Annotated in this window: 24 protein-coding genes; 6 read left to right on the top strand and 18 right to left on the bottom strand. The window is 43.0% G+C overall.

Annotated features, from left to right (window positions below; translation table 11 throughout):
* Positions 1-7: 7 nt before the first annotated feature.
* Both AC04QZ_RS15005 and AC04QZ_RS15000 read right to left on the bottom strand, forming a co-directional pair.
* On the bottom strand, positions 8-4,384 hold the full coding sequence (locus AC04QZ_RS15005) for a CusA/CzcA family heavy metal efflux RND transporter (protein ID WP_478358416.1): 4,377 nt from the start codon (positions 4,382-4,384) through the stop codon (positions 8-10).
* A gap of 103 nt (positions 4,385-4,487) precedes the next feature.
* Positions 4,488-4,805, bottom strand: a complete 318-nt coding sequence (locus AC04QZ_RS15000; protein WP_478358415.1) for a DUF6660 family protein — start codon at positions 4,803-4,805, stop codon at positions 4,488-4,490.
* 199 nt (positions 4,806-5,004) lie between these two features.
* On the opposite strand from AC04QZ_RS15000, the gene AC04QZ_RS14995 reads away from it, so the two are divergent.
* A complete protein-coding gene (locus tag AC04QZ_RS14995; RefSeq protein ID WP_478358414.1) occupies positions 5,005-6,120 on the top strand; it encodes an acyltransferase family protein in 1,116 nt (371 codons plus the stop codon).
* A gap of 82 nt (positions 6,121-6,202) precedes the next feature.
* Here the strand turns inward: AC04QZ_RS14995 and AC04QZ_RS14990 are convergent, their stop codons facing one another.
* From AC04QZ_RS14990 to AC04QZ_RS14940, 11 genes are all read right to left on the bottom strand, one after another.
* On the bottom strand, positions 6,203-6,664 hold the full coding sequence (locus tag AC04QZ_RS14990) for a (2Fe-2S)-binding protein (RefSeq protein ID WP_478358413.1): 462 nt from the start codon (positions 6,662-6,664) through the stop codon (positions 6,203-6,205).
* Positions 6,665-6,694: 30 nt separating this feature from the next.
* Positions 6,695-8,956, bottom strand: coding sequence for a xanthine dehydrogenase family protein molybdopterin-binding subunit (locus tag AC04QZ_RS14985; protein ID WP_478358412.1), 2,262 nt, complete (start codon positions 8,954-8,956; stop codon positions 6,695-6,697).
* 38 nt (positions 8,957-8,994) lie between these two features.
* The gene (locus AC04QZ_RS14980) at positions 8,995-9,633 is read right to left on the bottom strand and encodes a hypothetical protein (RefSeq protein ID WP_478358411.1); all 639 of its coding nucleotides are present in this window, start codon (positions 9,631-9,633) and stop codon (positions 8,995-8,997) included.
* An 83-nt stretch (positions 9,634-9,716) separates the two neighbouring features.
* Entirely contained in the window at positions 9,717-10,193 is a 477-nt protein-coding gene (locus tag AC04QZ_RS14975) for a cupin domain-containing protein (protein ID WP_478358410.1), read from the bottom strand.
* A gap of 2 nt (positions 10,194-10,195) precedes the next feature.
* Positions 10,196-11,257: an alpha/beta hydrolase gene (locus AC04QZ_RS14970; protein WP_478358409.1), complete on the bottom strand. Its 1,062-nt coding sequence runs from the start codon at positions 11,255-11,257 to the stop codon at positions 10,196-10,198.
* Positions 11,258-11,277: 20 nt separating this feature from the next.
* Positions 11,278-12,012, bottom strand: a complete 735-nt coding sequence (locus AC04QZ_RS14965; protein ID WP_478358408.1) for a carboxymuconolactone decarboxylase family protein — start codon at positions 12,010-12,012, stop codon at positions 11,278-11,280.
* Positions 12,013-12,041: 29 nt separating this feature from the next.
* Positions 12,042-12,572: a flavodoxin family protein gene (locus tag AC04QZ_RS14960; protein WP_478359150.1), complete on the bottom strand. Its 531-nt coding sequence runs from the start codon at positions 12,570-12,572 to the stop codon at positions 12,042-12,044.
* A 173-nt stretch (positions 12,573-12,745) separates the two neighbouring features.
* Positions 12,746-13,816, bottom strand: a complete 1,071-nt coding sequence (locus AC04QZ_RS14955) for an alpha/beta hydrolase (protein WP_478358407.1) — start codon at positions 13,814-13,816, stop codon at positions 12,746-12,748.
* A 14-nt stretch (positions 13,817-13,830) separates the two neighbouring features.
* Positions 13,831-14,292: a nuclear transport factor 2 family protein gene (locus AC04QZ_RS14950; RefSeq protein WP_478358406.1), complete on the bottom strand. Its 462-nt coding sequence runs from the start codon at positions 14,290-14,292 to the stop codon at positions 13,831-13,833.
* Positions 14,293-14,338: 46 nt separating this feature from the next.
* Positions 14,339-15,322: an aldo/keto reductase gene (locus AC04QZ_RS14945; protein ID WP_478358405.1), complete on the bottom strand. Its 984-nt coding sequence runs from the start codon at positions 15,320-15,322 to the stop codon at positions 14,339-14,341.
* 13 nt (positions 15,323-15,335) lie between these two features.
* Positions 15,336-16,187 (bottom strand): aldo/keto reductase, encoded by an 852-nt coding sequence (locus AC04QZ_RS14940; RefSeq protein WP_478358404.1) that lies wholly within the window; start codon positions 16,185-16,187, stop codon positions 15,336-15,338.
* A 149-nt stretch (positions 16,188-16,336) separates the two neighbouring features.
* Between AC04QZ_RS14940 and AC04QZ_RS14935 the strand changes: the two genes are divergently transcribed.
* The 3 genes from AC04QZ_RS14935 to AC04QZ_RS14925 all read left to right on the top strand — a co-directional run bounded on the left by AC04QZ_RS14935 (position 16,337) and on the right by AC04QZ_RS14925 (position 18,235).
* Complete coding sequence (locus AC04QZ_RS14935; protein WP_478358403.1) at positions 16,337-17,239, top strand: helix-turn-helix domain-containing protein; 903 nt, start codon at positions 16,337-16,339, stop codon at positions 17,237-17,239.
* 167 nt (positions 17,240-17,406) lie between these two features.
* On the top strand, positions 17,407-17,658 hold the full coding sequence (locus tag AC04QZ_RS14930) for an FUSC family protein (RefSeq protein ID WP_086544725.1): 252 nt from the start codon (positions 17,407-17,409) through the stop codon (positions 17,656-17,658).
* An 85-nt stretch (positions 17,659-17,743) separates the two neighbouring features.
* Positions 17,744-18,235, top strand: a complete 492-nt coding sequence (locus AC04QZ_RS14925; RefSeq protein ID WP_478358402.1) for a cupin domain-containing protein — start codon at positions 17,744-17,746, stop codon at positions 18,233-18,235.
* A 29-nt stretch (positions 18,236-18,264) separates the two neighbouring features.
* Here AC04QZ_RS14925 and AC04QZ_RS14920 read toward each other — a convergent pair whose 3' ends face one another.
* From AC04QZ_RS14920 to AC04QZ_RS14910, 3 genes are read right to left on the bottom strand one after another with little or no spacing between them, the layout of a single operon-like run.
* Positions 18,265-19,785, bottom strand: a complete 1,521-nt coding sequence (locus tag AC04QZ_RS14920; protein ID WP_478358401.1) for a TlpA family protein disulfide reductase — start codon at positions 19,783-19,785, stop codon at positions 18,265-18,267.
* Positions 19,786-19,796: 11 nt separating this feature from the next.
* Positions 19,797-20,555 (bottom strand): LytR/AlgR family response regulator transcription factor, encoded by a 759-nt coding sequence (locus AC04QZ_RS14915; protein WP_478358400.1) that lies wholly within the window; start codon positions 20,553-20,555, stop codon positions 19,797-19,799.
* Positions 20,552-22,294, bottom strand: a complete 1,743-nt coding sequence (locus AC04QZ_RS14910; protein WP_478358399.1) for a sensor histidine kinase — start codon at positions 22,292-22,294, stop codon at positions 20,552-20,554. Before AC04QZ_RS14910 ends, AC04QZ_RS14915 begins: the two co-directional genes overlap by 4 nt.
* Positions 22,295-22,447: 153 nt before the next feature.
* Between AC04QZ_RS14910 and AC04QZ_RS14905 the strand changes: the two genes are divergently transcribed.
* Complete coding sequence (locus AC04QZ_RS14905) at positions 22,448-22,618, top strand: quinol oxidase subunit 4 (RefSeq protein WP_478358398.1); 171 nt, start codon at positions 22,448-22,450, stop codon at positions 22,616-22,618.
* 52 nt (positions 22,619-22,670) lie between these two features.
* Here the strand turns inward: AC04QZ_RS14905 and AC04QZ_RS14900 are convergent, their stop codons facing one another.
* Entirely contained in the window at positions 22,671-23,177 is a 507-nt protein-coding gene (locus AC04QZ_RS14900) for a hypothetical protein (RefSeq protein WP_478358397.1), read from the bottom strand.
* Positions 23,178-23,207: 30 nt separating this feature from the next.
* Entirely contained in the window at positions 23,208-24,005 is a 798-nt protein-coding gene (locus AC04QZ_RS14895) for a DUF4382 domain-containing protein (protein ID WP_478358396.1), read from the bottom strand.
* Positions 24,006-24,199: 194 nt separating this feature from the next.
* Here AC04QZ_RS14895 and AC04QZ_RS14890 point away from each other — a divergent pair, with 194 nt between their 5' ends.
* On the top strand, positions 24,200-24,487 hold the full coding sequence (locus AC04QZ_RS14890; protein WP_478358395.1) for a hypothetical protein: 288 nt from the start codon (positions 24,200-24,202) through the stop codon (positions 24,485-24,487).
* Positions 24,488-24,496: the final 9 nt, after the last annotated feature.

The following is a 24,496-nucleotide window of genomic DNA, read 5'->3' as shown; positions in this document are numbered from 1 at the left end:
GCTATGTTTATAATGATTGGTGATTACCGGTTAAAAATTCAATCTGATTGATGCTCTGGCTTAACTGGAGCAGGGCCATCAGGCGCCCCTCGTAAATACCATTTGCCTGTTTAAGGTTCAGCAGGTATTCCGAATAACCTATTTCTCCATTCTGGTAGGCAATCCGGCTGTTTTTTAAGATCAGTGCCGCATTGGCCAGGGCCGAAGTCAGAAAATAGTCGTAACGTTTCCTGTTTTTCAGGTATTCGCCCAGGGCTTGCTGATACTGGCCAGTTAGTTTTCGCTGCTGGAGCTCCAGGTCGTTCGAGGCAATATCCCTGTTAATTGATGCGGCTTTTGCCTTCGCAGCATGGGACCTGTAAAATAGCGGAACAGAAAGCCCCACCTGAAAGCCTTGAAAACGTTTGTCGCGGCCAAAGAAAACATCATTTCCGTTAACATTCTGAAAACCGGTTAGCGACTGGTTAAAATAGCCAAGGGTAAAATCGGGTAATGCTTTAGCAAGTTCCACTTTCCGCTGTTTTTCGGCGATTACGATCTGTTGCCTGAAATAAGCAATGGCCGGATTTTCATTTAACAGCGCCGTATCTCCAATCGAAACTTCGGGTGTTTCTTTCAAAAACTTGTCAGCAATTAGCGGAGCTCCATTCCTGCCCAGAAGCGTAGCCAGCTGCGCAGTATAAATTTCGATATCAGACTGGTTTTGATCGAGCAGGTTCTGTACCTCTTTGAGCTGGGTCTCGGCGGCGACTTTTTCGAGCAGGTTCCCCTCGCCTGTTTTGTACTTCAGCGAAGCCGATTTTACAAAACCCTTGTAGATGCTGTCTTGCCCGAGCAGCAGTTTTTCTTTCGAATACAGGTACTGAAGATTCGTATAAACCGTCTTGACCTGAAAAATGAGTTCATTTTTGCCCGAAGCCACCTGAAGCTGGCCCGCTTTAATGCGTTCATCGCCGAGTGCCGCATTTGCAGCAAAAAGTGTGGGGAAAGGAATACTTTGCGAAACGGTAAAGTTGTTGTCGTTTTTAACCAGACTGTTGTACTGCCCGTAAAGCATAGACACTTCAGTTTTGGGCATTTCAAAGGCGCTTTTCCGCAGCGCCTGCTGCAGCCCTACCCCGAGGTTCGCCCCGCTGATTGCCTTGTTATTTTCCAGTGCGGCAGATATAGACTGCTCAAGGGTTAATGCCGTCTGCGCATTTGCAGTTTGCAATCCAAACAGGGTAATACACATCACCATTATTCCCGCTACAGGAGTTATTCTTATTTTTTTCCTGCCTATTTTTTCTACCCAGATATAAAGTACCGGAAGCACCAAAAGGGTAAGCAGTGTTGCAGAGATTAGTCCGCCGATAACAACGGTTGCCAAGGGGCGTTGTACTTCAGCACCGCTTCCACCCGAGATGGCCATCGGAAGGAAGCCCAGCGAGGCTACAAGTGCCGTCATAATTACCGGGCGAAGCCTGACCGAAGTTCCTGTTTTAATGATTTCGAGCATATCTTTCATTCCTTCTTTTTTTAACCTGTTAAATTCACTGATCAGCACGATACCATTTAGTACCGCCACGCCAAAAAGTGCGATAAAGCCGATGCCCGCAGAAATACTAAATGGCATAGCCCGTGCCCATAGCGCGAATACGCCACCAATAGCCGACAGTGGAATTGCTGTAAAAATTAAAAGCGCATGTTTAATGGATGAAAAAGTAAGATAAAGCAACAGTAAAATGAGCAATAGCGCCAGTGGAACGGCAATCCCCAATCTTTTAGTGGCGGCCTGCAGGTTCTCAAAAGTACCGCCAAAGGTTGGGTAATAGCCTGGCGAAAACTTAACCTCCGCATCAATCTTCTGCTGGATTTCCTTCACGATACTTTCCACATCTCTTCCCCTCACATTAAAGCCAACGGTAATCCGCCGCTTGGCATCATCGCGCTGGATCTGGTTTGGCCCTTCTTTGTACTCAATATCAGCCAGCTGTTCAAGCGGGATCTGGTTGCCATTGGGTGCGGTTACGAAGAGGTTTTTCACATCTTCCAGTGACTGCCTGTTTTCTTTTTCCAGGCGGACAACCATATCGAATCGCTTTTCACCCTCAAATACAAGGCCTGCAACCTCTCCGGCAAAACCCGAGCGGATAGCCGTATTTACATCCTCAATATTCAATCCGAACTGCGCAATTTTTTCCCGGTGAAATTTAATGATCACCTGAGGGAGTCCGGAGGCCTGTTCAACATACACGTCCTCGGCGCCTTCGATTTTTCCGGCGATAGCACCGATTTTTGCTGCGTAGGCACTCAGCTTCGAAAAATCTTCTCCATAAACTTTGATCACCACATCCTGCCTTGCACCGGTCATGAGTTCATTAAAGCGCATCTGTATAGGTTGCTGGAAGCCGAAAGTAACCCCTGGAATATACTGTTCCAGTTTGGCCTGCATCTTTCCGGCAAGTTCATCCCTGGTCGAAGCATTTGTCCAGTCGCCCTTATCCTTTAAGATGATGATCAGATCACAGGCTTCTACGGGCATGGGGTCGGTGGGAATCTCGCTGGAACCGATCTTTCCGATTACTTCTTTTACCTCAGGAAAGTTGGCCTTTAATACCTTTGCTGCCCGTGTAGACGCTTCGATGGTTTGAGAAAGGCTGCTTCCGGTAAGCACCCTGGTTTCTACGGCAAAATCGCCTTCCTCTAATGTGGGAATAAATTCTGCGCCCAGATAATTGAAAATAATAAGGGAAATGGCAAATAATCCGATTGCGATGCCCACCACGGCCACCCGCGCCCGAAGCGCAAAATTGAGCATTGGCGTATACACCCTTTGAAAAAAGGACATGATTTTATCTGAAATATTTCTTTTGGTGCTGATGGTTTTGTTCAGGAACAGCGCACTCATCATCGGCACATAAGTTAACGACAAGATAAAGGCGCCCAGGATCGCAAAAGCCACGGTTTGGGCCATAGGCCTGAACATTTTGCCTTCTATACCAACCAGTGCCAGGATAGGCAGGTAAACGATGAGGATAATAATCTCGCCAAAAGCAGCACTGTTACGGATCTTGGACGCAGATTCAAAAATCTCTGTATCCATCTCCTGCTGGCTTAACCTGTTTTTGTTCTTTCGGATACCCAGGTGGTGAAGTGATGCTTCTACAATGATTACCGCACCATCTACAATCAGACCGAAATCAATGGCACCGAGGCTCATCAGGTTTCCACTGACGCCAAAAAGGTTCATCAGGCATACCGCAAACAGCATGGCAAGTGGAATAACCGAGGCTACGATGAGTCCGGCACGGAAATTCCCCAAAAGCAGTACCAGCACAAAGATCACAATTAAGGCACCTTCTGCCAGGTTTTTGGTCACTGTACCAATAGCACTGTTTACCAGTTTGGTACGATCGAGAAATGGCTCGATAACAACCCCCTCGGGAAGGTTTTTTGCGATCTGATCCATCCGGGTTTTTACGTTGGCAATAACCTTGGAGGAATTGGCACCTTTAAGCATCATCACTACAGCCCCTACTACTTCGCCCTGATCATTTCTGGTCATGGCACCATAACGGGTGGCCGCACCAATCCTCACCTCAGCTACATTTCGGATCAGCACCGGGATGCTGTTTTCATTGGTCCGCACCACAATGTTCTCTATATCCGCTATACTTTTGATAAGCCCCTCGCTTCGGATAAAATAAGCATTGGGTTTCTTATCGATGTAAGATCCGCCGGTATTCTGGTTGTTTTTTTCAAGCGCCTTAAAAATATCGCTGATGGATATGTCCATGCTCCTGAGTTTGTCGGGATTGAGGGCAATCTCATACTGTTTAAGGTATCCCCCAAAACTGCTGACATCTGCAATGCCCTCTACACCCAGCAGCTGGCGGCGAACAATCCAATCCTGAATGGTGCGGAGTTCGGTGGCATCATATTTTTTTTCATATCCTTTTTTGGGATGGATGACATACTGGTAAATCTCTCCCAGTCCGGTGGTTAATGGCGCAACTTCGGGCGTGCCGATGCCTTTCGGAATGGCCCTTTCTACTTCGGCAAGTCTTTCACTTACCTGTTGGCGGGCCCAGTAAATCTCTACATCTTCCTTAAATACCACCGTTACAACTGAAAGTCCGAACCTGCTAAAGGAGCGGATTTCTTCTATTCCGGGAATGGTGGCCATGGTTTGTTCTACCGGATAAGTCACAAATCGCTCAATATCCTCCGCGCCGTTGCTTGGCGAGGAAGTAATAATCTGGACCTGGTTATTGGTAATATCGGGAAGTGCATCTATGGGCAATTGCCGCAGAGAATAGATTCCCCAGGCAATCAGCGCCAGCATCATAATTCCCACCAGCAGTTTCTGCCTGATGGAGAATTGTATTATTCTGTTCAGCATTGTTGTTTAAATCAAAAATCAATAAATAGCGAGATAACATTGCACCGTGTGGTGCAACATGTGCATGCTTTTCATGGACAGTGCCATGAGCTCAAAAAATTGATTAAACGAGTTTAGGCGGCTGCCAGATATCGAGTGGTTGTTTCTTTAATGCCGAGCACTGGAAAACCGGGTAGGGTTTCCGGAATACCGGAACAATCAGGTCTGTTAACTTTTCGGATGGGAAGTGCTGACCAACAGAACAGCAGGCACAGCTGCAGAATGGCGGACAGGATTCTCCGTGCGTATGTTCAGCTTTTGCATGATCGCTGTGCACAGTGCTTTCGGTGTGTGATTTGGAAACCATATCCTCCTTGTCCTGGCAGGGCATGAGGCCCAGAAGGATCAGATAAAGAGAAAAAAGGAATACCAGGTTTTTCACTAAGGGCAAATGTAATGATTAAAGTTTTTAATTCATAAAGCCCGTTTTTATTTTAATCCTGTTCTGTTTTGATCGGCAAAAAACTATTATCTTTTATCTTTTCAACAAGCCTCAATACGTTACGTATTATTGTGGATGCAAAGTTATCGGGTAAAGAATGTTGGTTATTTTTACCCATTGCAATTTTACCTGCTATTACATGATAACTAACCTGAATAATGCACTGGCCACCAAGCCACACTATCCCATATTAGACGGTCTTCGCGGTATCGCGGCCATCATCGTTGTTACCTTTCACCTCACTGAGCCTTTAGGAACCGGGCACCTGGATATTTTGGTTAACCACGGTTACCTGGCTGTAGATTTTTTCTTTTTATTATCAGGCTTTGTAATGGGCTACGCTTACGACGACCGGTGGACTAAAATGACGGCTGGCAATTTTTTTAAACGCCGCATCATCCGTCTGCAACCCATGGTAATTTTGGGGATGACACTGGGTGCTATCGGATTTTATTTTACAGATTCTACCATATGGCCATTGATTCATACCATTCCGCTATGGAAGATGCTGCTGGTGCTGCTGATTGGTTATACGATTCTGCCTATACCCTTATCGCTTGATATACGTGGCTGGCAGGAGATGCATCCCATGAATAGCGTAGGCTGGTCGTTGTTTTTTGAATACATAGCCAACGTCCTTTATGCCGTGTGGATCAGGAAGTTTTCTAAAACAGCTTTAAGTATTTTAGTTATTATCGCTGCCATCGCACTGGCACAGCTGGCCATTACAAACGGCGACGTAAGCGGGGGCTGGACATTGAATATTGAACAGGTACGCATTGGTTTTACCCGCACCCTGTATCCCTTTTTTGCCGGTTTGTTACTTTCGCGTATCGCAAAACCAACCCGGATTAAAAATGCCTTTTTATGGTGCAGCCTCTTAATCGCTATGGTATTGTATATGCCGCGCATTGGCGGTGCGGAACACCTGTGGATGAACGGAATTTATGAATCCGTTTGTATCATCATTGTTTTTCCGCTTATCGTATACCTGGGCGCCAGCGGTGTGCTGCATACACAAAGAGAGCACAGGCTATGCAAATTTTTAGGGGATATATCCTATCCTTTATACCTGGTACATTATCCACTGGTTTATTTTTACGTGGCCTGGATCAGCAATCATAAAGGCACAACAATCGTGCAGGCCTGGCCTTATGCCCTGCTCATTTTAACAGGTAGTATTGTTTTGGCCTACGCTGTGTTGAAATGGTATGATGAGCCTGTACGCAAATGGTTGCAGAAAAAGCTGGCCTAAGCATAGACTAGTCCTCATCTGTTTTTGTAAAACCTCCAGTGCGCATACAGGCCGCCATGCATTGAAGTTGCTTTCAAGGCATTTATACTTTTTGCTGTTCTTTAGCTGCCAGCTGAATAGCTTCCCTAATGCGCAAATAGGTGCCACAGCGACAAATATTACCGGCCATGGCATCATTAATATCCTCATCAGTAGGGTTTTTATTTTCTTTGAGCAGCACCGCAGCCGACATAATTTGTCCGGCCTGGCAATAACCGCATTGCGATACGTCCAGTTCGAGCCATGCTTTTTGCAGAGGATGGTTATTGGATTCGGAAAGGCCCTCTATGGTTACCACTTTTTTACCCTGGGCCCTGCTTATTTTGGTTACGCACGAACGCACAGCTTCACCATCGAGATGTACCGTACAGGCGCCGCATTGTGCCACCCCGCAGCCATATTTGGTTCCCACTAAACCAATGATATCACGGAGCACCCATAACAAAGGTGTATTGGGGTCTGCAGCAACCTTATAGTTTTTCTTATTGATATTTAGCGTGATCATATTAAAAACATTAATGATAATAGAAATGGATTAAACACTACCTGCATTTGTTTGCGGCATCGCAAAAGGCTGCTGATAAAAACGCTTTCCGGTGGCTTTATGTAAAGCATTTGCCACGGCACCAAATACAGGCGGGAAAGGTGGTTCACCTAATCCTGTTGGGTCAATGTCGTTCTGCACAAAAAAGACTGCTATTTTTTTCGGTGCTTCGTGCATCCGGATGATCCGGTATTTATGGAAGTTGTTTTCTTCTACCACACCATTTTTATGTGTCAAACCGCCATACAAACTGTTTCCAATACCATCAACAACTGCGCCCTGAACCATGTTGGTAGCGGCATCAGGATTGATTACAATACCACAATCGATAGCACTGAACACCCTTTCTACATAAGGTTCTCCGTCTTTCACGATCATATCTACCACATGCGCCGCGTAGGAATTATGACAGAAATATGCGGCAACCCCGCGGTTGTAATTTTTATGGTCGGCACCATTCCAGCCCGATTTTTCTTTAATCAGTTTCAGTACACCTGCATAACGATCTGCATCGTACTCATTGTTTTTACCGACCGGATTTTCTTTAGCTCTTTTTAACAGTTCCAAACGAAAATCAATCGGATCTTTGCCCATGGCTTCGGCCAGTTCATCAAGGAAAGATTGTTCAGCTGCGGCATTAAAGTTAGATCTCGGCGCCCTGAATGCCCCTATTGTAATATTAGAAGGAATTTGCCAGCCCTCGGCAAGATAATGATCTACCGCTCCGGCCGGAAACCTATTGGCGTGGATGGCATGTTCGGGAATACCGCCCCCTTTAACATGAAAGGCCATTAGGTTTTTATTCGAATCTAAGGCAGCCCTATAGGTAGCGGTATACATTGGACGATAAATGCCATAGGTAGTATCGTCTTCGCGACTGTAGATCAGTTTTATAGGTGCTTTTGTTTTTCTGGAAATTAGTGCTGCTTCTACCAGGTAGTGCCCATAGGCCCTTCGGCCAAAACCGCCACCCATGCGGGTCATCTGGATTTCGATCTTATCGGCAGGAAGTTTTAAAACTTTCGACAGTGTAGGCTCTGTCCATCCTGGAGCCTGCAAAGGCCCCACGAGCAATGCTTTTTCATCGGTAACATGTGCAAAGAAATTCATGGGTTCCATGCAGTTATGGGCCAAAAACGGCGCAGTATAAGTACGCTCGATCACCTGTGCTGCATTTTTAAAAGCAGTTTCTGGGTCACCGTCTTTTCTCAACTGCTGGGCAGGTTTAGCTGCATTCTCCAGCATCTTTGCATATTGGTCGGTTGTATTTTCGATTGTTCCAGGGACAATCGCTTGCCTGCCCCCGTTCCTGCCTGCCATAGTATCTTTGGTATCACCGGCAGGCATCCACTCTACGAGGAGTTTTTTCCGGGCATTCATCACTTCCCAGGTCGTTTTACCTACTACCACCAACAAATCATTAAAAGTGCGCACATCGAATCCGCCCTGTTCGAATCCATCTTCGTATAGTTTTAAACTGAAAACATCTTTAATACCTGGCATTTTTAAGGTCTGCGAGGCATCGAAAGATTTAAGTTTCATACCAAAAGCAGGTGGATGCTGGATCATCGCAATCAGCATTCCCTCATGTTTGTAATCAAGGCCAAAAAGTGGCTTACCGCTAACAATCTTACTACCTTCTACATTTTTCTGCGAATTTCTGACAACATTAAAATTCTTTACTTCCTTTAATTTAACGCCTTTTGGAACAGGAATAGTGGCCGCCTTTGAGGCAAAGTCGCCATATTTACCTTTTTTACCGCTTTTTTCGTGATAAAGCACTCCGGCCCTGGTTGTTATTTCTGTTATAGGCACGCCCCATTCCTGTGCCGCAGCTTGCATTAACATATTGCGGGCTGTTGCTCCGGCTTCGCGCAGGGGGCGCCAGTACATCCGCATCGAATTACTTCCGCCGGTGAATTGCGGACCCAATTTCACATTATCATGCGGTCCCATTTCTACCACTACTTTATTCCATTCTACCTCCAGCTCTTCCGCTACGATCATTGGAAGGGAGGTCATTACATTCTGTCCGAACTCTGGATTTGGGCAGATGATTTTGACTAAATTATCTGGCGTGATCTTCACATAACCGTTTATTTCACTCCACTGCACAGCTGCTTCTATTTCTCCATTGTTGGTAGGCATGGCTAATTTGGCCAGCCCGCTAAAATGGATCATCAGTCCTCCGCCTACAAGTGCAGAGGTTTTAAGAAAGGCGCGTCTGCTGTTGTCAGTCTTAATCTTTTCCATGTTGGATGTATTGATAAATGAACATTTGATTATTTTTCCTAAGGTGCATAAGCGCCTGTGTTCAACCAGGTAATCCAGGCCTTTTTAAATTCGGCATGGCTTAATGGTGGTAATTTTCGCCCTTCGCCAGGATTCCAGCCGGCTAGCACAAGACCATCATCGGCATGCTCGATCAGTTTTTTGATATCTTTATTTCCATTCTGTTTCAAATCGGTAAGCTGTTTAGCCAGCTGCCGTGGCGATCTCCCCTGGAAAACCATTTTCATATTTGCAGGTGGTAAATGCCAGTTGGGATTGCCCGGAGGGGTATGAAGCCCAGGTGTGTTAGTAGGCTGGTGGCAGTTTGTGCATTTCATCGCATAAACGCCTTTACCATCGCTTCCTCTTTTGGGTAACATGGCGTGCAGGTGACTGTCATCTCCCTGAAGCGGAACGTTGCCAGCGGGATGGCAGTTCATGCAGCGTGGACTCATCAATACAGCATATACTTTTTCGAAAGCCTTAACTGATGCAATACTGTCTTTCTTTACCACCTGCAATGGGTTTGGCACAGCGCGCTTATTGCCCTCTCCTAAGCCTGAAGCCATTATACATACCAACGATGATAAGATTCCCATTACCAGGAAGGCCCTAAGGGCTCCCCGCTGTTTCCCTTTGTTAATTTGCTGGGTATTCATCTTTTGTGCTGTTAGTTGTTATATCTAAATATAGTTAAAATTTGTAGCAATGTACTCGGCACTCATTCAGCTTTAACTCTTCATTACTTTCCCTTAGCGAGGTAAACACTATCGCTCACCACCTCCAGCCAAACGGTTGGTCCTTTTTCGCGTCCTGTAATGGCAACCTGAACAAAAGCACTGTCGGCACTTGCCCCATGCCAATGCGCCACATTTGGTGGGCATTTTATTACATCGCCCTTGCGGAGTGTAACCTTTGGCTGGCCTTTTTCCTGGTAATAGCCTACACCGCCAGTGGCCAATAAAATTTGTCCAGCCGGATGCAGGTGCCATTTGCTTCTGGCGCCAGGTTCAAATGTAACATTACCAATACTGTTCGGATTTATGCTGTCGCCTTCAACCATGGGGTGCAGATAAACCGTTCCGGTAAAATTATTGTTCGTAACTTTTTCACCTTTAGGAAAAACCAAATCCGTTTTTGTTGTTGCCTTTTGATTGTTTACACAGGCGGTAAAAAAAGCCAGCATAGCGGGAAGGAAATATTTAAGATTATCTTTCATGATTATAAGTTAGCTTGATAAAAACCTGTTAATTTCTTCACCGCCTGCGATACATATTCCGGTTTCCAATAGGTTTGGATATGAGTGGCGCCATCAATTAGAAATAGTTCTTTCTTTTTGGCGTTGGTTGCTTTTTTAAAGGCTTCTGCTGTCATATAATAAGTATCGGCTTTGCTACCAGCAATCATTAATAAAGGCTGACCGATTAAGTCCATATTGGTGCTGGCATCAAAAGTCATCAGGTCGAGCAGGCTACTCATGGTATATTTAAAGGTCGAGTTGGGGTGTGCGTGTGTTCTGTAATAATATACATATCCTTCACGGTATAAATCAGTTGGGATTTTGGCAATTTCCTCATCTGTTGGATTCGCCAGGCCTGCATAAATCACATCGCCACCAGCAGCTTCCTGCGCGCGGGCATTGGTAGCCTGCTTTAAACGTTCCTGTATGGTTGCAAGCTGTGTATTCATAAAACCATTGCGCCTTACCTCGCCAGAGTTAAACATGCTTAAGGTTGCAACAGCTTTAAAACGTTTGTCGGATTGAGCGGCCTTTAAAGTATAACCGCCTCCACCACAAATACCTAAAACACCCAGTCGATTTACATCTACCCCTGCATAATGGCTAATAAAATCGGCCATACCATGAATATCTTCGATGCGGTTTGTAGGTTTATCTACATGGCGCGGCTGTCCGCCACTGGCACCCTGATAGGCCGCATCGGCAACAATGGTAATATAACCTTCTTCGGCCAAACGTTGCGCGTACAATCCGGCTGTTTGCTCTTTAACCCCTCCATTGGGGTGGGCCACCACTACAGCAGGATATTTCTTGGATGAATCATACCCGGCAGGTGTATAAATATTGGCAGCAATATTAATCCCATCTAGTTTATAGGTAACGGGATGAATGTTTACTTTTCCAACTTCATTCTTGCTAATGGCTCCCTCATAAACCAGCGTATAAGGGTTTTGAGCAGCTGCTCTTGTATTACTTTGTGCTTCTGCATTATCTAAGCCCGCCATTGTGATGGCTAAGGCTATTATTGAGGTTATTTTCTGCATTTTGATGACTATTCTAAATTTTACTTCTTGCTTTTCAGCACTTCATTTAAAACGACTTGTGCCGCATCGGCTTCTTTTTTCCCTATTGACTGCGCGATAACACCAACGAACTGCTGTAACTGGCCGGGCGATAGGCCTACATTTAAACAGATACTCAAATGCGAATTTAACATCGGCTCTGCCCCACCAATGCTGCTCAGTACAGCTACGGTTACCAACTCCCTTTCAGCATAAGTCAATACATCCCGCTCAAAAATATCGGCAAAGAGGTGTTCCTTGAGGAAAACTTCAATTTCAGGAGCGAATGCCGCATATCCTGTTCGAGGTTCATTCTGTGAAGTTCCGGTTAGCTTTCCCAAAATTTCCTTACCACGCTCATATTTAGTCCTATTGTCCTTTACAGGAGAAGGTTCCGCTCCGCGCTGATCAGCGATGCCTTTAGCTTTTCTTTCTTCCAGAACAGCCATTAGCGTTTGAAGCCCCCGGACGCTTCTTGGGAAACCACAATAAGCATAGAGGTGCACCATGGTTTCTTTTGTTTCGTTTATAGTTAAACCCGCATCGAGGCCAGCGTTCAGTTTTACTTTCAGTGCTGGCAGATCTCCTTTTGCGGTGAGGCCTGCAATGGCAATGAGGTTTTGCTGTTTTGCACTTAAAGTACTTTTCGCATTGCTTGGTTGAGCCATCAAATTTGCAGGTAAACTAAGGGTGACACCCACTACGAGCGTTAATAAGTTTATATTGAATAATTTCATAGATTATTTTTTCAGTAACCGGTTAATTCCTACTTGAGGAGCTTAATCTCCTGCAACCACTTTACAACTTCGGCCTGCGCCTGCTTTTCTTTGTCACCTTTCATTATAAAATAAATTCCGTCGCGTTCTTTACCTCCCTGCGTAGAGAAACCGGCTAATATTTTGCTGGAAGGCGCCAGTTCTTTTACAGTTTCAAAACTGCTACCCATACCATAACCCGCGTTGGTATTAAAAGGCACCAGGATTTTTCCTTTCAGATTATATTGTTTCAAAAAACTTTTCATTGGCGGAGGAAGTTGCATCCCCCAGGTAGGAAAACCTACAAAAACTACATCGTATTTTTCGATGCTATCAATAACCGTTTTCAATGGTGGTAGAAACCCTGTTTCATTTTCCCTGGATACCTGATCAACGATTGTTTTATAATCTTCCGGGTATGGCTTTTGCAATTCCAGCGCCACTAATGTTCCACCAACCTTTAGGTGTATCATATCTGCGATTGCCTTGGTATTTTTGGTCCGGGACAAATAAACGATCAAAACTTTCTTGTCCTTCAACATTTCCCCCTGGTCAGCAGCGGAAGACTGTGCTTTTGAACAGCCAGACAATAAACAGATTGCTGTACTTATTAGGATACTTAGTGTAATTTTCATCTTCTTGATCTCCTGTAGACACAAAGTTCACAGAATTAAAGCCTTTTGAGGTAGATGAATTACAGAGATTACAACCAATATTACTGATCCAATCCTTTATCTTTTAACCATTTGGACAATACATCAGCCACCTCCACATTGTTCAGATCAGCAAAAGGAAAATGTGTATTTCCCTTTATTCCGATCTCGGGAAGATGGATTACCGTTGCGTTGCCTCCATGTTTATTAATGGTTGCAACCCAGATCTTCGCCATTTCGAGCCCTGAACGCCAATGGTCTTTGTTCCATACGGTGGTAGGCTGGGCTGCAATGTTATCGCCGTAGTACACCACAATGGGGATTTTCGTCAAGCGGTTAAAGTCTTCGAGCGGTATTTCAACGCCTTTTAACTCGCCAAAAAGACCTGCAGATTTGATGGGCGCTGGCAATTCTCCCTGCGGAAACACGAAACCACTATACGGTTCGTATGCTACCACAGCTTTAACTTTATCATTTTTAATGGCAGTTAACCAACCAGGCCCACCTCCTTGTGAATGTGTTACCAGGATGCCTTTTCCAATTTTGTCGAATAACTGCGATACCGCATCTCTGACCACAACGGCATCAAAAGCACCTGTATTCGGGGTCATTTGCCTGTAAAACTGTTCGAGTGAAGCAGAATCTTTCGGAAACTGCACATTGGGAAAATAATCGGGATAATTGCCTATGCGGAACTGGCTGAACCAGAACTGTTCGTCGGGAGTTGGTGTTAATGTTGCGGCAACATTACTCTTTCCTGCATCGCCACGTCTGGGCTGATCGAGCAGGTAAACACTAAACCTGCGCTTTAGAAAAATATTCTGAAAACCAGCCCTTCCATCTGGAGTAGTTTCCCATGTTTTTTTCGATTGTCCGGCTCCATGCAGAAAAACCATTGGGTATTTACGTGCTTTTACCGGCACCTGATAAAAAGCATAAGCATGGTCGCCATGAAAAGTCTGCCCCTGAGGTTTCAATGCATCTTTAATGTCGAATACCCCAGGTTGTATGCTTTTGGTACCGCCAACCAGAAAACTGCCCTGATCTGCAATCATTAGTGGCTTTTGACTTTGCTGGGCAAACAAAGTTGATCCCATCAACAGCGCGACAACTGATAAACATAACTTTTTCATCGTATGGCTTTGTTTTAACGTTGTGCGCCGGGGCTATTCACTTTGGTAAAAGAAAGCGAGCCCATTTTCCATTTTCCACCCTCTTTTATATAAACCTCGGTGACAATAAATGGATTGGTAACTTCGTTTCCACCAACCACGGCCAGCAAAGTAATGTTATTTAACAGTATGGCCGTATTCCCAATAATATTTACGGAAACCGCATGGATATCTGCTTTTTTATAATGGATGCCGCCGCTTTTAATCACCGCAATTTCCCTTTCTTTTCCCCAGCTTCCGCCCATGTGCACGAAGACAGCTTTTTCATCAAATAATGCGCTTAGCGCATCTACATTTTTGTCTGCCATCCAATCCCACTTGCTTTTAGAAAGTGTAATAATCTCCTGCTGGGCTTTTGTAGGCGTGTTATCTGTTTGTGCTTTGCATAATGACACACAAAAGATGAAGAAAAATAATCCGATAATTGATGTTCTCATGATCATGTTTTAGGGGTTTATAAGATTGTTGATTAATTTGATTTATTTACCTGCCAACCATTTTCTGGCTCTGCTCAGGGTAGCGGTGACCCTGCACTTCAATTTTAGCTACCGCAGTTTCGATTTCGGTGAGTTCTGTTGCGGATAACTGAATCTGAGCGGCACCAAGGTTTTCTTCCAGACGATGCAATTTGGTTGTACCCGGAATAGGAACAATCCAGGGCTTTTGAGCAAGCAGCCAGGCGAGCGCAATTTGTGCAGGCGTGGCATGCTGTTTGGTTGCAATACTACCCAACAGGTTTACCAACACCTGGTTTGCTTTCCGGTTTTCCTCAGAAAAACGTGGCACAGTATTGCGGAAATCGGTCTTATCGAAGCTTGTATTTTGATCGATTTTACCTGTTAGAAAACCTTTACCAAGCGGACTAAAAGGGACAAAGCCAATTCCAAGTTCTGCTAATACAGGTAATATTTCCTTTTCCGGTTCGCGCCACCACAGTGAATACTCGCTTTGCAGTGCAGTTACGGGTTGTACGGCATGTGCTTTTCGTATAGAAACTACGCCAGCCTCCGAAAGTCCGAAGTGTTTTACCTTACCTTCGGCAATCAGGTCTTTTACTGTACCTGCCACATCCTCTATTGGCACTGCAGGATCAACACGGTGCTGATAGAACAAATCTATACGATCGGTACGCAGCCTCTTCAGCGAAGCTTCTGCTACTGCCCTGATATTTTCCGGACGGCTATCAAGTCCTTCACTGGTTCTGGCATTTTTAAAACCAAATTTGGTTGCAATAACAACTTCATTGCGAAAGGGTGCCAGCGCTTCGCCAAGCAGTTCTTCATTGGTATACGGCCCATAAACTTCAGCTGTATCAAAAAACGTAACCCCTTGTTCAAATGCCGAACGAATCAGTTCTATTGCTTGGTTTTGATCGGCAGCCGGACCATAACCAAAGCTTAAGCCCATACAGCCTAAGCCCAATGTAGATACTTCCAATCCACTTTTCCCTAATATTCTACTGTTCATATTTATCATTTTATTAATGTCCCAGCTTTCTTTCTCCAAGCCATTTCACCATTGCCGGGTCGCGGTGATCGAAAAAACTGCTGGCTTTGGTATCCATGCTCTTAATCGAGTTCATATCATCATCGCTCAGTTTAAAATCAAAAACATTTAAATTCTCGGCCATACGTTCTTTCCGCACCGACTTTGGGATAGCCACTACACCGCGCTGGATAAGCCAGCGGAGAATTACCTGAGCAACAGATTTGTTGTACTGACTGGCAATGGCAAGCAGCAGCTCATCATTAAAAATATTGTGTTTCCCTTCTGCAAAAGGCCCCCACGACTCGATCTGTACTTTATTCTCATTTAAGAAATGCTGGGTATCGAGCTGCTGATGAAAGGGATGTGTTTCGATCTGGTTCACCGCTGGGGTAATTTCATTGTGAATGATCAGATCAGCTAAACGGTCGGGATGAAAATTACTCACGCCAATGGCCCTTACCTTTCCTTCCTTGTACAGCTCTTCCATCGCACGCCACTCGCCATACACATCTCCATAAGGCTGATGGATCAGGTATAAATCCAGGTAATCTAATTTTAGCTTTTTTAACGAGGCTTCAAAAGCTTTTTTTGTGTTTGTATAACCGTTTGATTGTATCCAGAGTTTGGTGGTCACGAATAGCGCCTCTCTCGGTACATGGCTGTTTTTAATCGCCTGGCCAACTGCTTCCTCATTCATATAAGATGCAGCAGTATCGATTAAACGGTATCCGGTATCAATTGCATCCAATACGCTTCGTTCGCATTCTGCCAGGTCTGTTACCTGAAATACACCGAAGCCCAAAAGCGGCATCTCAATGCCGTTATTTAATTTAACTGTTTCCATATGCTGATCGTATTACAAATATCTGCTCAATAAGTAAGTGTATAGGTATACAGATTCCTGCTTTTACTACCAATATTACTGATCGCTGATTGCGCGCGGTGATAAGCCCGGCGAATTGATTAAGTTTGTATGAGCAAAGACAAAAGGCGATGGAAAAGGAATTTAATTTTAATACAATCAGTGCGTATAATGATTTCAATAACCACGAAACGCATCATCCATTGGTTAGTGTAATCGATTTTTCAAAAGCAAAAGAACGAACAGGTTCAAAAATGAATTTTGAGCTGTACTGTATTTTTCTAAAAGATGTGAAATGTGGCGATCTGAAATATGGCCGTCATTATTACGATTACCAGGCAGGAACGTTGGTTTTCATCTCGCCAGGACAAACCATCGATGTGGAAAATAAAATAGATTATTACCAGCCCGTAGGGCATGGATTGGTATTTCATCCCGACCTGATCCGCGGTACTTCACTTGGAAAAACCTTAAGTGAGTATAATTTCTTTAGCTACCACACCAGCGAGGCTCTGCACCTATCGGCTAAAGAGCGGCAACTGGTATTGGATCTGTTTGCCAAAATTGACAACGAACTTCAGCAATCTATCGATAAACACAGTAAAAAACTGATTGCCTCCAATATCGAACTGCTACTGAATTACTGTGACCGATTTTACGACCGCCAGTTTATTACCCGCGATACTGTTAACAAAGGCGTACTGGAAAATTTTGAGGAGTTACTAAATGGCTATTTTAAATCAGAAAAACCTTATTCAATTGGCCTCCCTTCTGTTGCTTACTGCGCTGAAGAACTTCATTTTTCGGCTAATTATTTTGGAGACCTGATTAAAAAAGAAACCGGTAAATCAGCACAGGAGTTTATTCAGGCTAAGATTATTGATGTGGCCAAAAATAAAATATTCGACAGCAGTAAAACGGTAAACGAAATTGCTTACGAGCTTGGGTTCAAATATCCACAGCATTTTATCAGGCTATTCAAAAAAAGGGTTGGCAGTACCCCTAACGAGTACCGGAGCAACCAGACAGCATAAATTTTAACCAAATCGTTAATAAATTCATTCTTGAAAAACTTCTGATTAAAAGCTACTGGAAAAGCGGATTTTTTTGATTAAACCTAATTTACAGTTTTTAGGAATTGAGTCTATCGCGTATATTTGAACGTGACCGACAAGACGATTACGCTCAAAAAACAGGAAAAATGATACAAAAAGAATTAACGGAATTAACAGATGAGGAATTGTTGCAGGAAGCAAAAAAGAAGAAATCAGCAGCCATAACCAACGCCGTATTAATTGGTTTTCTGGCTGGTGTGGTATTTTACAGCGTGATGAAAAACAGTTTAGGTTTTTTGACCCTCATCCCTTTATTTTTCATCTATAAACTGGTCAATAATTCGAAATATGACAACCAGGAATTAGAAAACCTTTTAAAAGAAAGAGGCTTGAAATAAGAAAGGTGGCTGATGATCAGATAATGATGGCTGACCTTGGCAAATGGTTGAAGTGTAAAAATATACATCGAAAAATCTAAGAAAGATGGAATCTAATATCAAGATCATTAATAAAAATGAAGGCGAATATTTAGGCATAGCCGGAGGTAACTACAGGATCATCATTTCTGGTGAGCAAACCAGTGGCAACTATGCCGTTATTGAAATGACGGTTCCTCCAGGTGGCGGCCCACCGCCTCATGCGCATCCGGATACACAGGAAATGTTCCATGTATTAGAGGGAGAAGTTGAATTTAAAACGGAAAGCGGCAAACAAATCGTTTCAAAAGACGGCTTTGTCAATATCCCACTTGGCGGAGCCATTCATTGCTTTAAGAATATCTCTGAAAAACCTGCACGACTGCTTTGCACGGTAGTACCCGCCGGACTGGAAAATCTATTTCAGGAAATAGGTGCGCCTGTCCTTCCCGGCCAAACGCTACCCATTCCTGAATTAACAGAAGAGCGAAAACAATTATTAAAAGAGATGGATTTGAAATACAATCAGCAAACCTATCCGAAGGATTTTTTGGGATAGTGAGTTCGTTACAGTGCTTAATATATCGCTTAAAGCCCTGCAACTTTTTTGAGGCTTTCTCTATTCAAAGCACCCATATAGCTAATCACTTTTGAATTGGCTTTACCATTCATGTCGACAGCTACATAAGTTGGAAACCCGCCTTCTGCATTCAGGATCGTTCTTAACTGCGCCAAGACTTTTTCATTGATGAAAACATGGGTACCAGGAATCTCCATTTTGACAATGTTCTTTTTCCACAATTCCGTATTAGAACCGCTAGTAGTACACAAATAAATGTAGACTACTGGCAAATCCTTATTTTTCTCATGGAGGCTTTTGCTCGAAGGCAGATCTGCTAAACAAGGTCCACACCAGGTAGCCCAGATATCGATGATCAGTGCCTTATTAGGAAATTTTGATTTTAGATTAATTAGTAAATCTTCAGCTTTTATTTTTTCATCTACTTCATAAAGGTCAGCCTCAAAAGGTAATTTCACTAAAGGTTTGCCAATGTTTGCATCTTCTGGTTGTTTTGATGTGGCAAATAAGTTTTCTACCTTTTTTTGATTAAGATTAGCTTGAGCCAACTCGTTTGTTGATACGCTTTTGCACCAAGGCGTTGTTATGCTGTTAATGATAGTTGGATAAGCGGTAGAAAACAGGTCTTTATAATCATCCAGAAGAAACAGCTTCAATATATCCGATTTCTGTGGGCTATACAAACTGTCTATTAAGGCAAGCGCACCCGGCAGCCCTTTTCCCTTTGTCAGTTTTTCACTCGTAGAATAGCTTTGCAGATACCGGTAAAAAGTGGAGCCATCATTACTTACAAAATAAGGTTTGTGATTGCTAACCTCATTAAAAAGTTTAACTGGCATCAGATTGTTCCGATAGGCTACGCATATATTTCCGTAAAAACCGGATAGGGTTTCGTTTTTGATTGCCCAGGCATAATCGGAATGATCGGCAATAAATTCTTCATCAATCTGGAGTAGCGCATTTTTTATAGAATCAATTTTCGCCAGAAAGAATTCTTCGCTATGTAGTTCTTTCAGCTTTCTAAAATTGTTGAGGCTTTTATCCAGATCTGATTTCTCTTTACGTTTAAAAAGGACATTTTTATTCATTACGGTGTTCAGCTTTCCGTCATCGCCCAGGTATTCCACTCCGTCGGCAATCATAAATGCCCGCTTCTCTAGTTTTTTTGCATCGAGCACTACGGTTAGTCCTGAGTTAACATAAATGCCCGCGTAGAGATAGGGACCAACAGTTAACCAGATTTGCTGATAAGGTAAATTCTGATCGAGCACAACTTTTGCCAGGCCGGCGGCATCTGTTTCTGCAAATTTGCTAACCTGAAAACCAACGCCCATCTGTACCAGCGTTAATTCGATGTTCACCTTTTTGATGCTATCAGGAAGGTTTTTGACCTGAATGCTTAATGTTGCCGGCTTGCGGTTGGCAAGGTAGCTACTCATTTTTTCATCCTCCATTTGAAGAGGGCCGCTGCTTTGTGCATGCACCTGGGTGCAGCTGAGCAGTAATAAGAAATATAAGATACGTTTCATTTTGATTGGTTTTATTTTTTGATGGTGTTTAATGCTTTAAGTACGTTTTCTTTTTTGCCTCTTGAAATGGGTATGCGTGTATCGTCGTTTAATAACAGGTAACCACTGTCCTCTTTAACCAAACTTTTTATGAATTTTGCATTGACTAAATGAGACTGGTGACAGCGGATAAAATCGTAATTGCTAAGCATTTCTTCGTATTCGAAAATGGGCTTTGATACCATAATATTTTTGCCATCAGCAAGATAGAATTGAGTGTAGGCATTGGACGATTCACAGCGAATAATTTCATCAGTATGTACAAACCTGATTTCTTTGGTGGAGGCCAGGGCTAATTTGTGGTCTTTTTTGGCATCTTTATTCTTAATGAGCTCCATTAAGTTTTCCAACTGAACGTTTTGCTTACGCTGATTCAGCTTGGCTTCTACCTTTAGAATTGATGTTTTTAGCTCCTCTGGATTTACCGGTTTAAGCAAATAATCTATAGCGGAAAATTTCACCGCCTGAATACCGTACTGATCGAAGGCGGTTACAAATATCACTTCGAACTGGTAGTGTGGTAATGCTTTGAGCACATCAAAACCATTCTTCTCCGGCATTTGTATATCCAGAAACAGTAAATCCGGATTGGTAGCGACAATGGTCGAAATGGCATCATCGGCATTGGTGGCCGAACCTACAACCGTAACAGGCAATTCATGCTTCCGGAGTAAGCTTACCATGGTTTCAATATTGTTTTTTTCGTCGTCTATTATTACAGCTCTTATCATATTAGCCAGTTTTTGAAGTAGATGGTAACTTGTGTTTCGTTTTGTATTCGGTTTACAGAAAATTCAATCTGCTGGGCATTAAGTGTTTGGTTCAATAGTTTGATTCTTTCTTTAGTGAGCTGCAGCCCAAATCCATTTGATGGATTATTTTGATCGAATCCCCTGCCGTTGTCCCTCACCTGAACAGACATATCATTGCCTGTTTTATCAAATAAGACCATAAGTCTTCCTTGCTCCTGCAGTGAAGATATTCCGTGTTTTACGGCATTCTCTACCAGTGGTTGTAAAAAGAGGCTCGGGATTTCTATGGCGTTGCTGTCTATCTGACTGCTTGCTTTTATCTCATAACTGAAACCGAAACGTAATTTTTCTAGATTTAAATAATTCTCCAAAATCTTTATTTCACTTGATATGCTTACAAATTCGTTGTTGGTGGCTTTTAACGATTCGCGCATCAGGTTACTGAATTCGATCAGATATTTGGATGCATTTTCAGAGTCGTTTTTGGTGATCAAACCCTGGATCGAACTCAGTGCATTGAACACAAAATGCGGATTAAATTGCGAGCGGATAGATTTCAGCTCGGTTTGTACCAATTGCTTTAAGGTATCCTGGGCTTTGAGCTTTTCAGTCTGTTTAGCCGAGCGCCGCAAGAGCACAATAAAACCAACGGCTAACAGAACAAGCATACAAAGACCTATTTTAGCCCATAGGGTTTGGTACCAGGCCGGATGGATGGTAAATGTATATTTGCATACGTGTGTACGTTGCACACTATAGCGGATCAGCAAATCGTATTTACCTGGCGAAAGGTTTTTGAGCCAAACCAGGTTAAAATCGAAATCGTTTACTGTCCAGCCTGTACTGTCTGCACCTTTTACAAGGTTGTATTCGATGATGTTTTTAGACTTGATGATATCGTCTAAATAAAAGATCAGGTTATTTTCATTGGATCGGAATTCCTTTTTCAATTTTAGGAGTGTCGAATCCTTAGCCCAGTCTACCGGTTTTTCATTTATCCTCAGGTCTTTCCATTGTTCTTTAAAAATGCTTAGAAACTCAGGGAGCTGCGAAAATGTAAATACACCAACTACTCTGGGCTGCCATTTTACCCAGTAGGCAGATAACGAAGTTTTAATGCTGTCTGGTTGGTCTGTTTGCCGCACCTGAAAAGTTAAGGCTTTGCCATAAGCGCCTTTAAACTGCCCCAGGTAAGCCGTCACATCATCAATTTTAGTAGAGTCGGCAATTTTGGTCATCCAATACGTATTGGTAAATATTTTCGGCGTGGTCCAGGGTAATACCACCTTTTTATTATTTTCCAGCACCCTGAACTGGTATTTAGTCGCATTTTGAGCATTAATGCCATTTACGGTGATGACAATCCCGGTTGAGTCAAAGATGGGCACCGCAAATACACCGGCATAACTATCTCTGGCCTGGGCATATACCCCCGATTGTTTATTGGAATAGGTTTTTAATTGTGGTATTTTTTCCAGCACATGCCTGTAGTTTACCGCCAGTTTGTTGGAATAAAAGGCCGAGATTAACAGGTTATTCTGCTGTGTAAATCTAGAATTGTGGCTGTAAAATGTATTGGAGAAATATTTACGAATAGAATCACCATGCTGATCATATTTAATAACAGGGTGGATACTATCCAGGTTCATCTCCAGCTTTTGTGCAAAGCAAAAGATCTGGCAAAAATAGAAAAGGATAAATATGATGGTACTGCGCATCTGCTTGTTTGAAATTATTAAGTTCAAAGTAAAGGCTTTCAATCATTGCTTGTATACGCTGATTTGAATCTGGTAGATTCTATTTTGAATCAGGTAAATTCGATCACCGAAAGAGCGGTGAGCAATTGGCACAGTTATCGCTTATTTCCTATTATGAAACAAATATATCTTATTGTAGCGTTGTCGGTAATGCTGCTTAGCAGTGCTTGTTATAGCACCAGAACTGCTGGTAACAGCGGCAAAGTGCCCCCAGGACAAGCTAAAAAAGGAACAGGCTCAAAATCGGCCAAACCTTTTGCCCCAGGACAACAAAAAAGGAATTAAAAAAGAAAACCCTCCAAAATCTGGAGGGTTTCTTTCTTTATTACACAAACAACTAATGTTTTCCTTTACCGTTTCCATGGCCTTTGCCATTTCCGTTTCCTTTGTTAAAATGCGGTGAAGCTTTTCCCTTATCACCTTTATAAACTTTGGCATTACCCTTCACCGCCGAATATTTTGGCCCTTTGCTTTTCCCTATAGCCGATTGGCCATGATTGCCTTTAAATTTGGCATATTTAACTTTGTGGGTTTCAAAATAACGGTAAGGCTGAGGAGAATTAATTACCACCTTGTAGCCATTATATAAATCGTAGCCCCTATATCTCGGTGGAAGCGCTGTGGTAAAAACCCATCCTCCGCTACCTAAATAAATAAACTGTTTTTTAGGCACATAATAATAACTCTCAATATCGGGCAGATAGTAATAATCTACATAATCATATCCGGTTGGACCCCATGCAGGCTGTGCGCCAATATTGATGTTTACACTTACCTGGGCCTGAGATTTGAAAATAAAGCCGCTGCTGACCACCATTAATAACAGCAAGAATAACTTTTTCATCGGTTTAAATTTAGATGTGAACAATTCGTATTACGGTTTTAAAGTAACCGTTCCCAGCAGTGTATTTTGCCCTAAAGCTACTTTAACAGCAGTAATGGTGCTATCTCTATAACCCACAACCGGCACGAATTTAACCGAGTAGGTACCCGAAGATAAGCCACCCACTGTAAATTTACCCGTTAAAGGATCTGCAACGGTACCTACGGTATCTGTACCTGCAATAACCAATACCTCAGGATGGCTGGCCAAAGGCAAAACAGTTCCTGAAATTAATCCGGTGGTTGCTGATGCAATTCCACGTACCACTGGTTTTAATATATATTTTCCGTTTCCCGTACTGACGATCGATTTCGCTGCATCAAAATCTAACAGCAATGTATAAGCAGCGCCTTCAACCAGTTCAGGATTAGCCGTTAATTTTACCTTCCAGCCAGATGTTTGTGCACTAGGCGTTTTAAGTTCCTGTTGAACACCATTTACTACAATCGTATTTCCGGTTTCATTAAGCACTAGTCTGATTTCGGTAATTTCTCCTGATGGCATTTCGCCCGAAGCAACCAAAATATCAGGGTTACTGGTGCCGATTCTAAAATCAAGAATATCGAATATACCCGTACTGGCCGCAAACACATAAGGTTTATCGCCCGATACCAACACAATCTCTTTTACACTTAAATTAATCTTATCGAAGTTACCCGGGGCATCAGTCATTTTAATCTGAACTTTAGTTGTTCCCTGGCTCGATTCATTTTTTTTACATCCATAAAAGGCAGTCATCCCGATTACAACGAAGACGGCTAAAATGGTATTTACAAAATTTGTTTTCATAACTGTAGATTTTATTTAAAGTTTTACGCTTCAAAGTTGAAGGCCGAACATGAAACCAACATGAAATTTAAAATTTATTTTTTTCATCTTATTTTCATGTTGCCAGTCTACTTTTGAAATGTGAGCGCACCATGTATGGTGGTTTTTAGGTAGGGTTTACCTCTTAGGGGGTAAACTTTTTTTATATTTATAAAATGATCCGATTCGCCGTTATTTTTTGTCTGGTTATTGCCCCGCTTTCGGGTGTTTTCGCCATGCGCCAAGATTCTACCACTTTGAGTGTAGCGAATCTGCAAGAAGAACAAGTGATAAAAAAACAGGACAAAGGAAAAAAAGACAAACAGCCTGAAAATCAAAAACCTGAGCTGCTTCAAATCAAAGAAGTACCAAAAGCCAAAAAGCAGCTAAAACCCATGGCGGTAAGGCCTAATGTAAAGGTAAAACCCATCAAGATTATTAAACCCAAGATTAAAAGGCCGTAAAGGATAAAT

It is taken from the genome of Pedobacter folensis (genome assembly GCF_056490665.1).
The sequence above is the reverse complement of the archived record's forward strand: the minus strand, read 5'-3'. Positions and strand labels throughout refer to the sequence as shown.

What these genes read in the sequence shown, in the direction of transcription:
- AC04QZ_RS15005 (WP_478358416.1), bottom strand. Translation starts at nt 4,384, where the DNA reads ATGCTGAACAGAATAATACAATTCTCCATCAGGCAGAAACTGCTGGTG.
- AC04QZ_RS14995 (WP_478358414.1), top strand. Translation starts at nt 5,005, where the DNA reads ATGATAACTAACCTGAATAATGCACTGGCCACCAAGCCACACTATCCC.
- AC04QZ_RS14990 (WP_478358413.1), bottom strand. Translation starts at nt 6,664, where the DNA reads ATGATCACGCTAAATATCAATAAGAAAAACTATAAGGTTGCTGCAGAC.
- AC04QZ_RS14985 (WP_478358412.1), bottom strand. Translation starts at nt 8,956, where the DNA reads ATGGAAAAGATTAAGACTGACAACAGCAGACGCGCCTTTCTTAAAACC.
- AC04QZ_RS14980 (WP_478358411.1), bottom strand. Translation starts at nt 9,633, where the DNA reads ATGAATACCCAGCAAATTAACAAAGGGAAACAGCGGGGAGCCCTTAGG.
- AC04QZ_RS14975 (WP_478358410.1), bottom strand. Translation starts at nt 10,193, where the DNA reads ATGAAAGATAATCTTAAATATTTCCTTCCCGCTATGCTGGCTTTTTTT.
- AC04QZ_RS14970 (WP_478358409.1), bottom strand. Translation starts at nt 11,257, where the DNA reads ATGCAGAAAATAACCTCAATAATAGCCTTAGCCATCACAATGGCGGGC.
- AC04QZ_RS14965 (WP_478358408.1), bottom strand. Translation starts at nt 12,012, where the DNA reads ATGAAATTATTCAATATAAACTTATTAACGCTCGTAGTGGGTGTCACC.
- AC04QZ_RS14960 (WP_478359150.1), bottom strand. Translation starts at nt 12,572, where the DNA reads ATGTTGAAGGACAAGAAAGTTTTGATCGTTTATTTGTCCCGGACCAAA.
- AC04QZ_RS14955 (WP_478358407.1), bottom strand. Translation starts at nt 13,816, where the DNA reads ATGAAAAAGTTATGTTTATCAGTTGTCGCGCTGTTGATGGGATCAACT.
- AC04QZ_RS14950 (WP_478358406.1), bottom strand. Translation starts at nt 14,292, where the DNA reads ATGAGAACATCAATTATCGGATTATTTTTCTTCATCTTTTGTGTGTCA.
- AC04QZ_RS14945 (WP_478358405.1), bottom strand. Translation starts at nt 15,322, where the DNA reads ATGAACAGTAGAATATTAGGGAAAAGTGGATTGGAAGTATCTACATTG.
- AC04QZ_RS14940 (WP_478358404.1), bottom strand. Translation starts at nt 16,187, where the DNA reads ATGGAAACAGTTAAATTAAATAACGGCATTGAGATGCCGCTTTTGGGC.
- AC04QZ_RS14935 (WP_478358403.1), top strand. Translation starts at nt 16,337, where the DNA reads ATGGAAAAGGAATTTAATTTTAATACAATCAGTGCGTATAATGATTTC.
- AC04QZ_RS14930 (WP_086544725.1), top strand. Translation starts at nt 17,407, where the DNA reads ATGATACAAAAAGAATTAACGGAATTAACAGATGAGGAATTGTTGCAG.
- AC04QZ_RS14925 (WP_478358402.1), top strand. Translation starts at nt 17,744, where the DNA reads ATGGAATCTAATATCAAGATCATTAATAAAAATGAAGGCGAATATTTA.
- AC04QZ_RS14920 (WP_478358401.1), bottom strand. Translation starts at nt 19,785, where the DNA reads ATGAAACGTATCTTATATTTCTTATTACTGCTCAGCTGCACCCAGGTG.
- AC04QZ_RS14915 (WP_478358400.1), bottom strand. Translation starts at nt 20,555, where the DNA reads ATGATAAGAGCTGTAATAATAGACGACGAAAAAAACAATATTGAAACC.
- AC04QZ_RS14910 (WP_478358399.1), bottom strand. Translation starts at nt 22,294, where the DNA reads ATGCGCAGTACCATCATATTTATCCTTTTCTATTTTTGCCAGATCTTT.
- AC04QZ_RS14905 (WP_478358398.1), top strand. Translation starts at nt 22,448, where the DNA reads ATGAAACAAATATATCTTATTGTAGCGTTGTCGGTAATGCTGCTTAGC.
- AC04QZ_RS14900 (WP_478358397.1), bottom strand. Translation starts at nt 23,177, where the DNA reads ATGAAAAAGTTATTCTTGCTGTTATTAATGGTGGTCAGCAGCGGCTTT.
- AC04QZ_RS14895 (WP_478358396.1), bottom strand. Translation starts at nt 24,005, where the DNA reads ATGAAAACAAATTTTGTAAATACCATTTTAGCCGTCTTCGTTGTAATC.
- AC04QZ_RS14890 (WP_478358395.1), top strand. Translation starts at nt 24,200, where the DNA reads ATGATCCGATTCGCCGTTATTTTTTGTCTGGTTATTGCCCCGCTTTCG.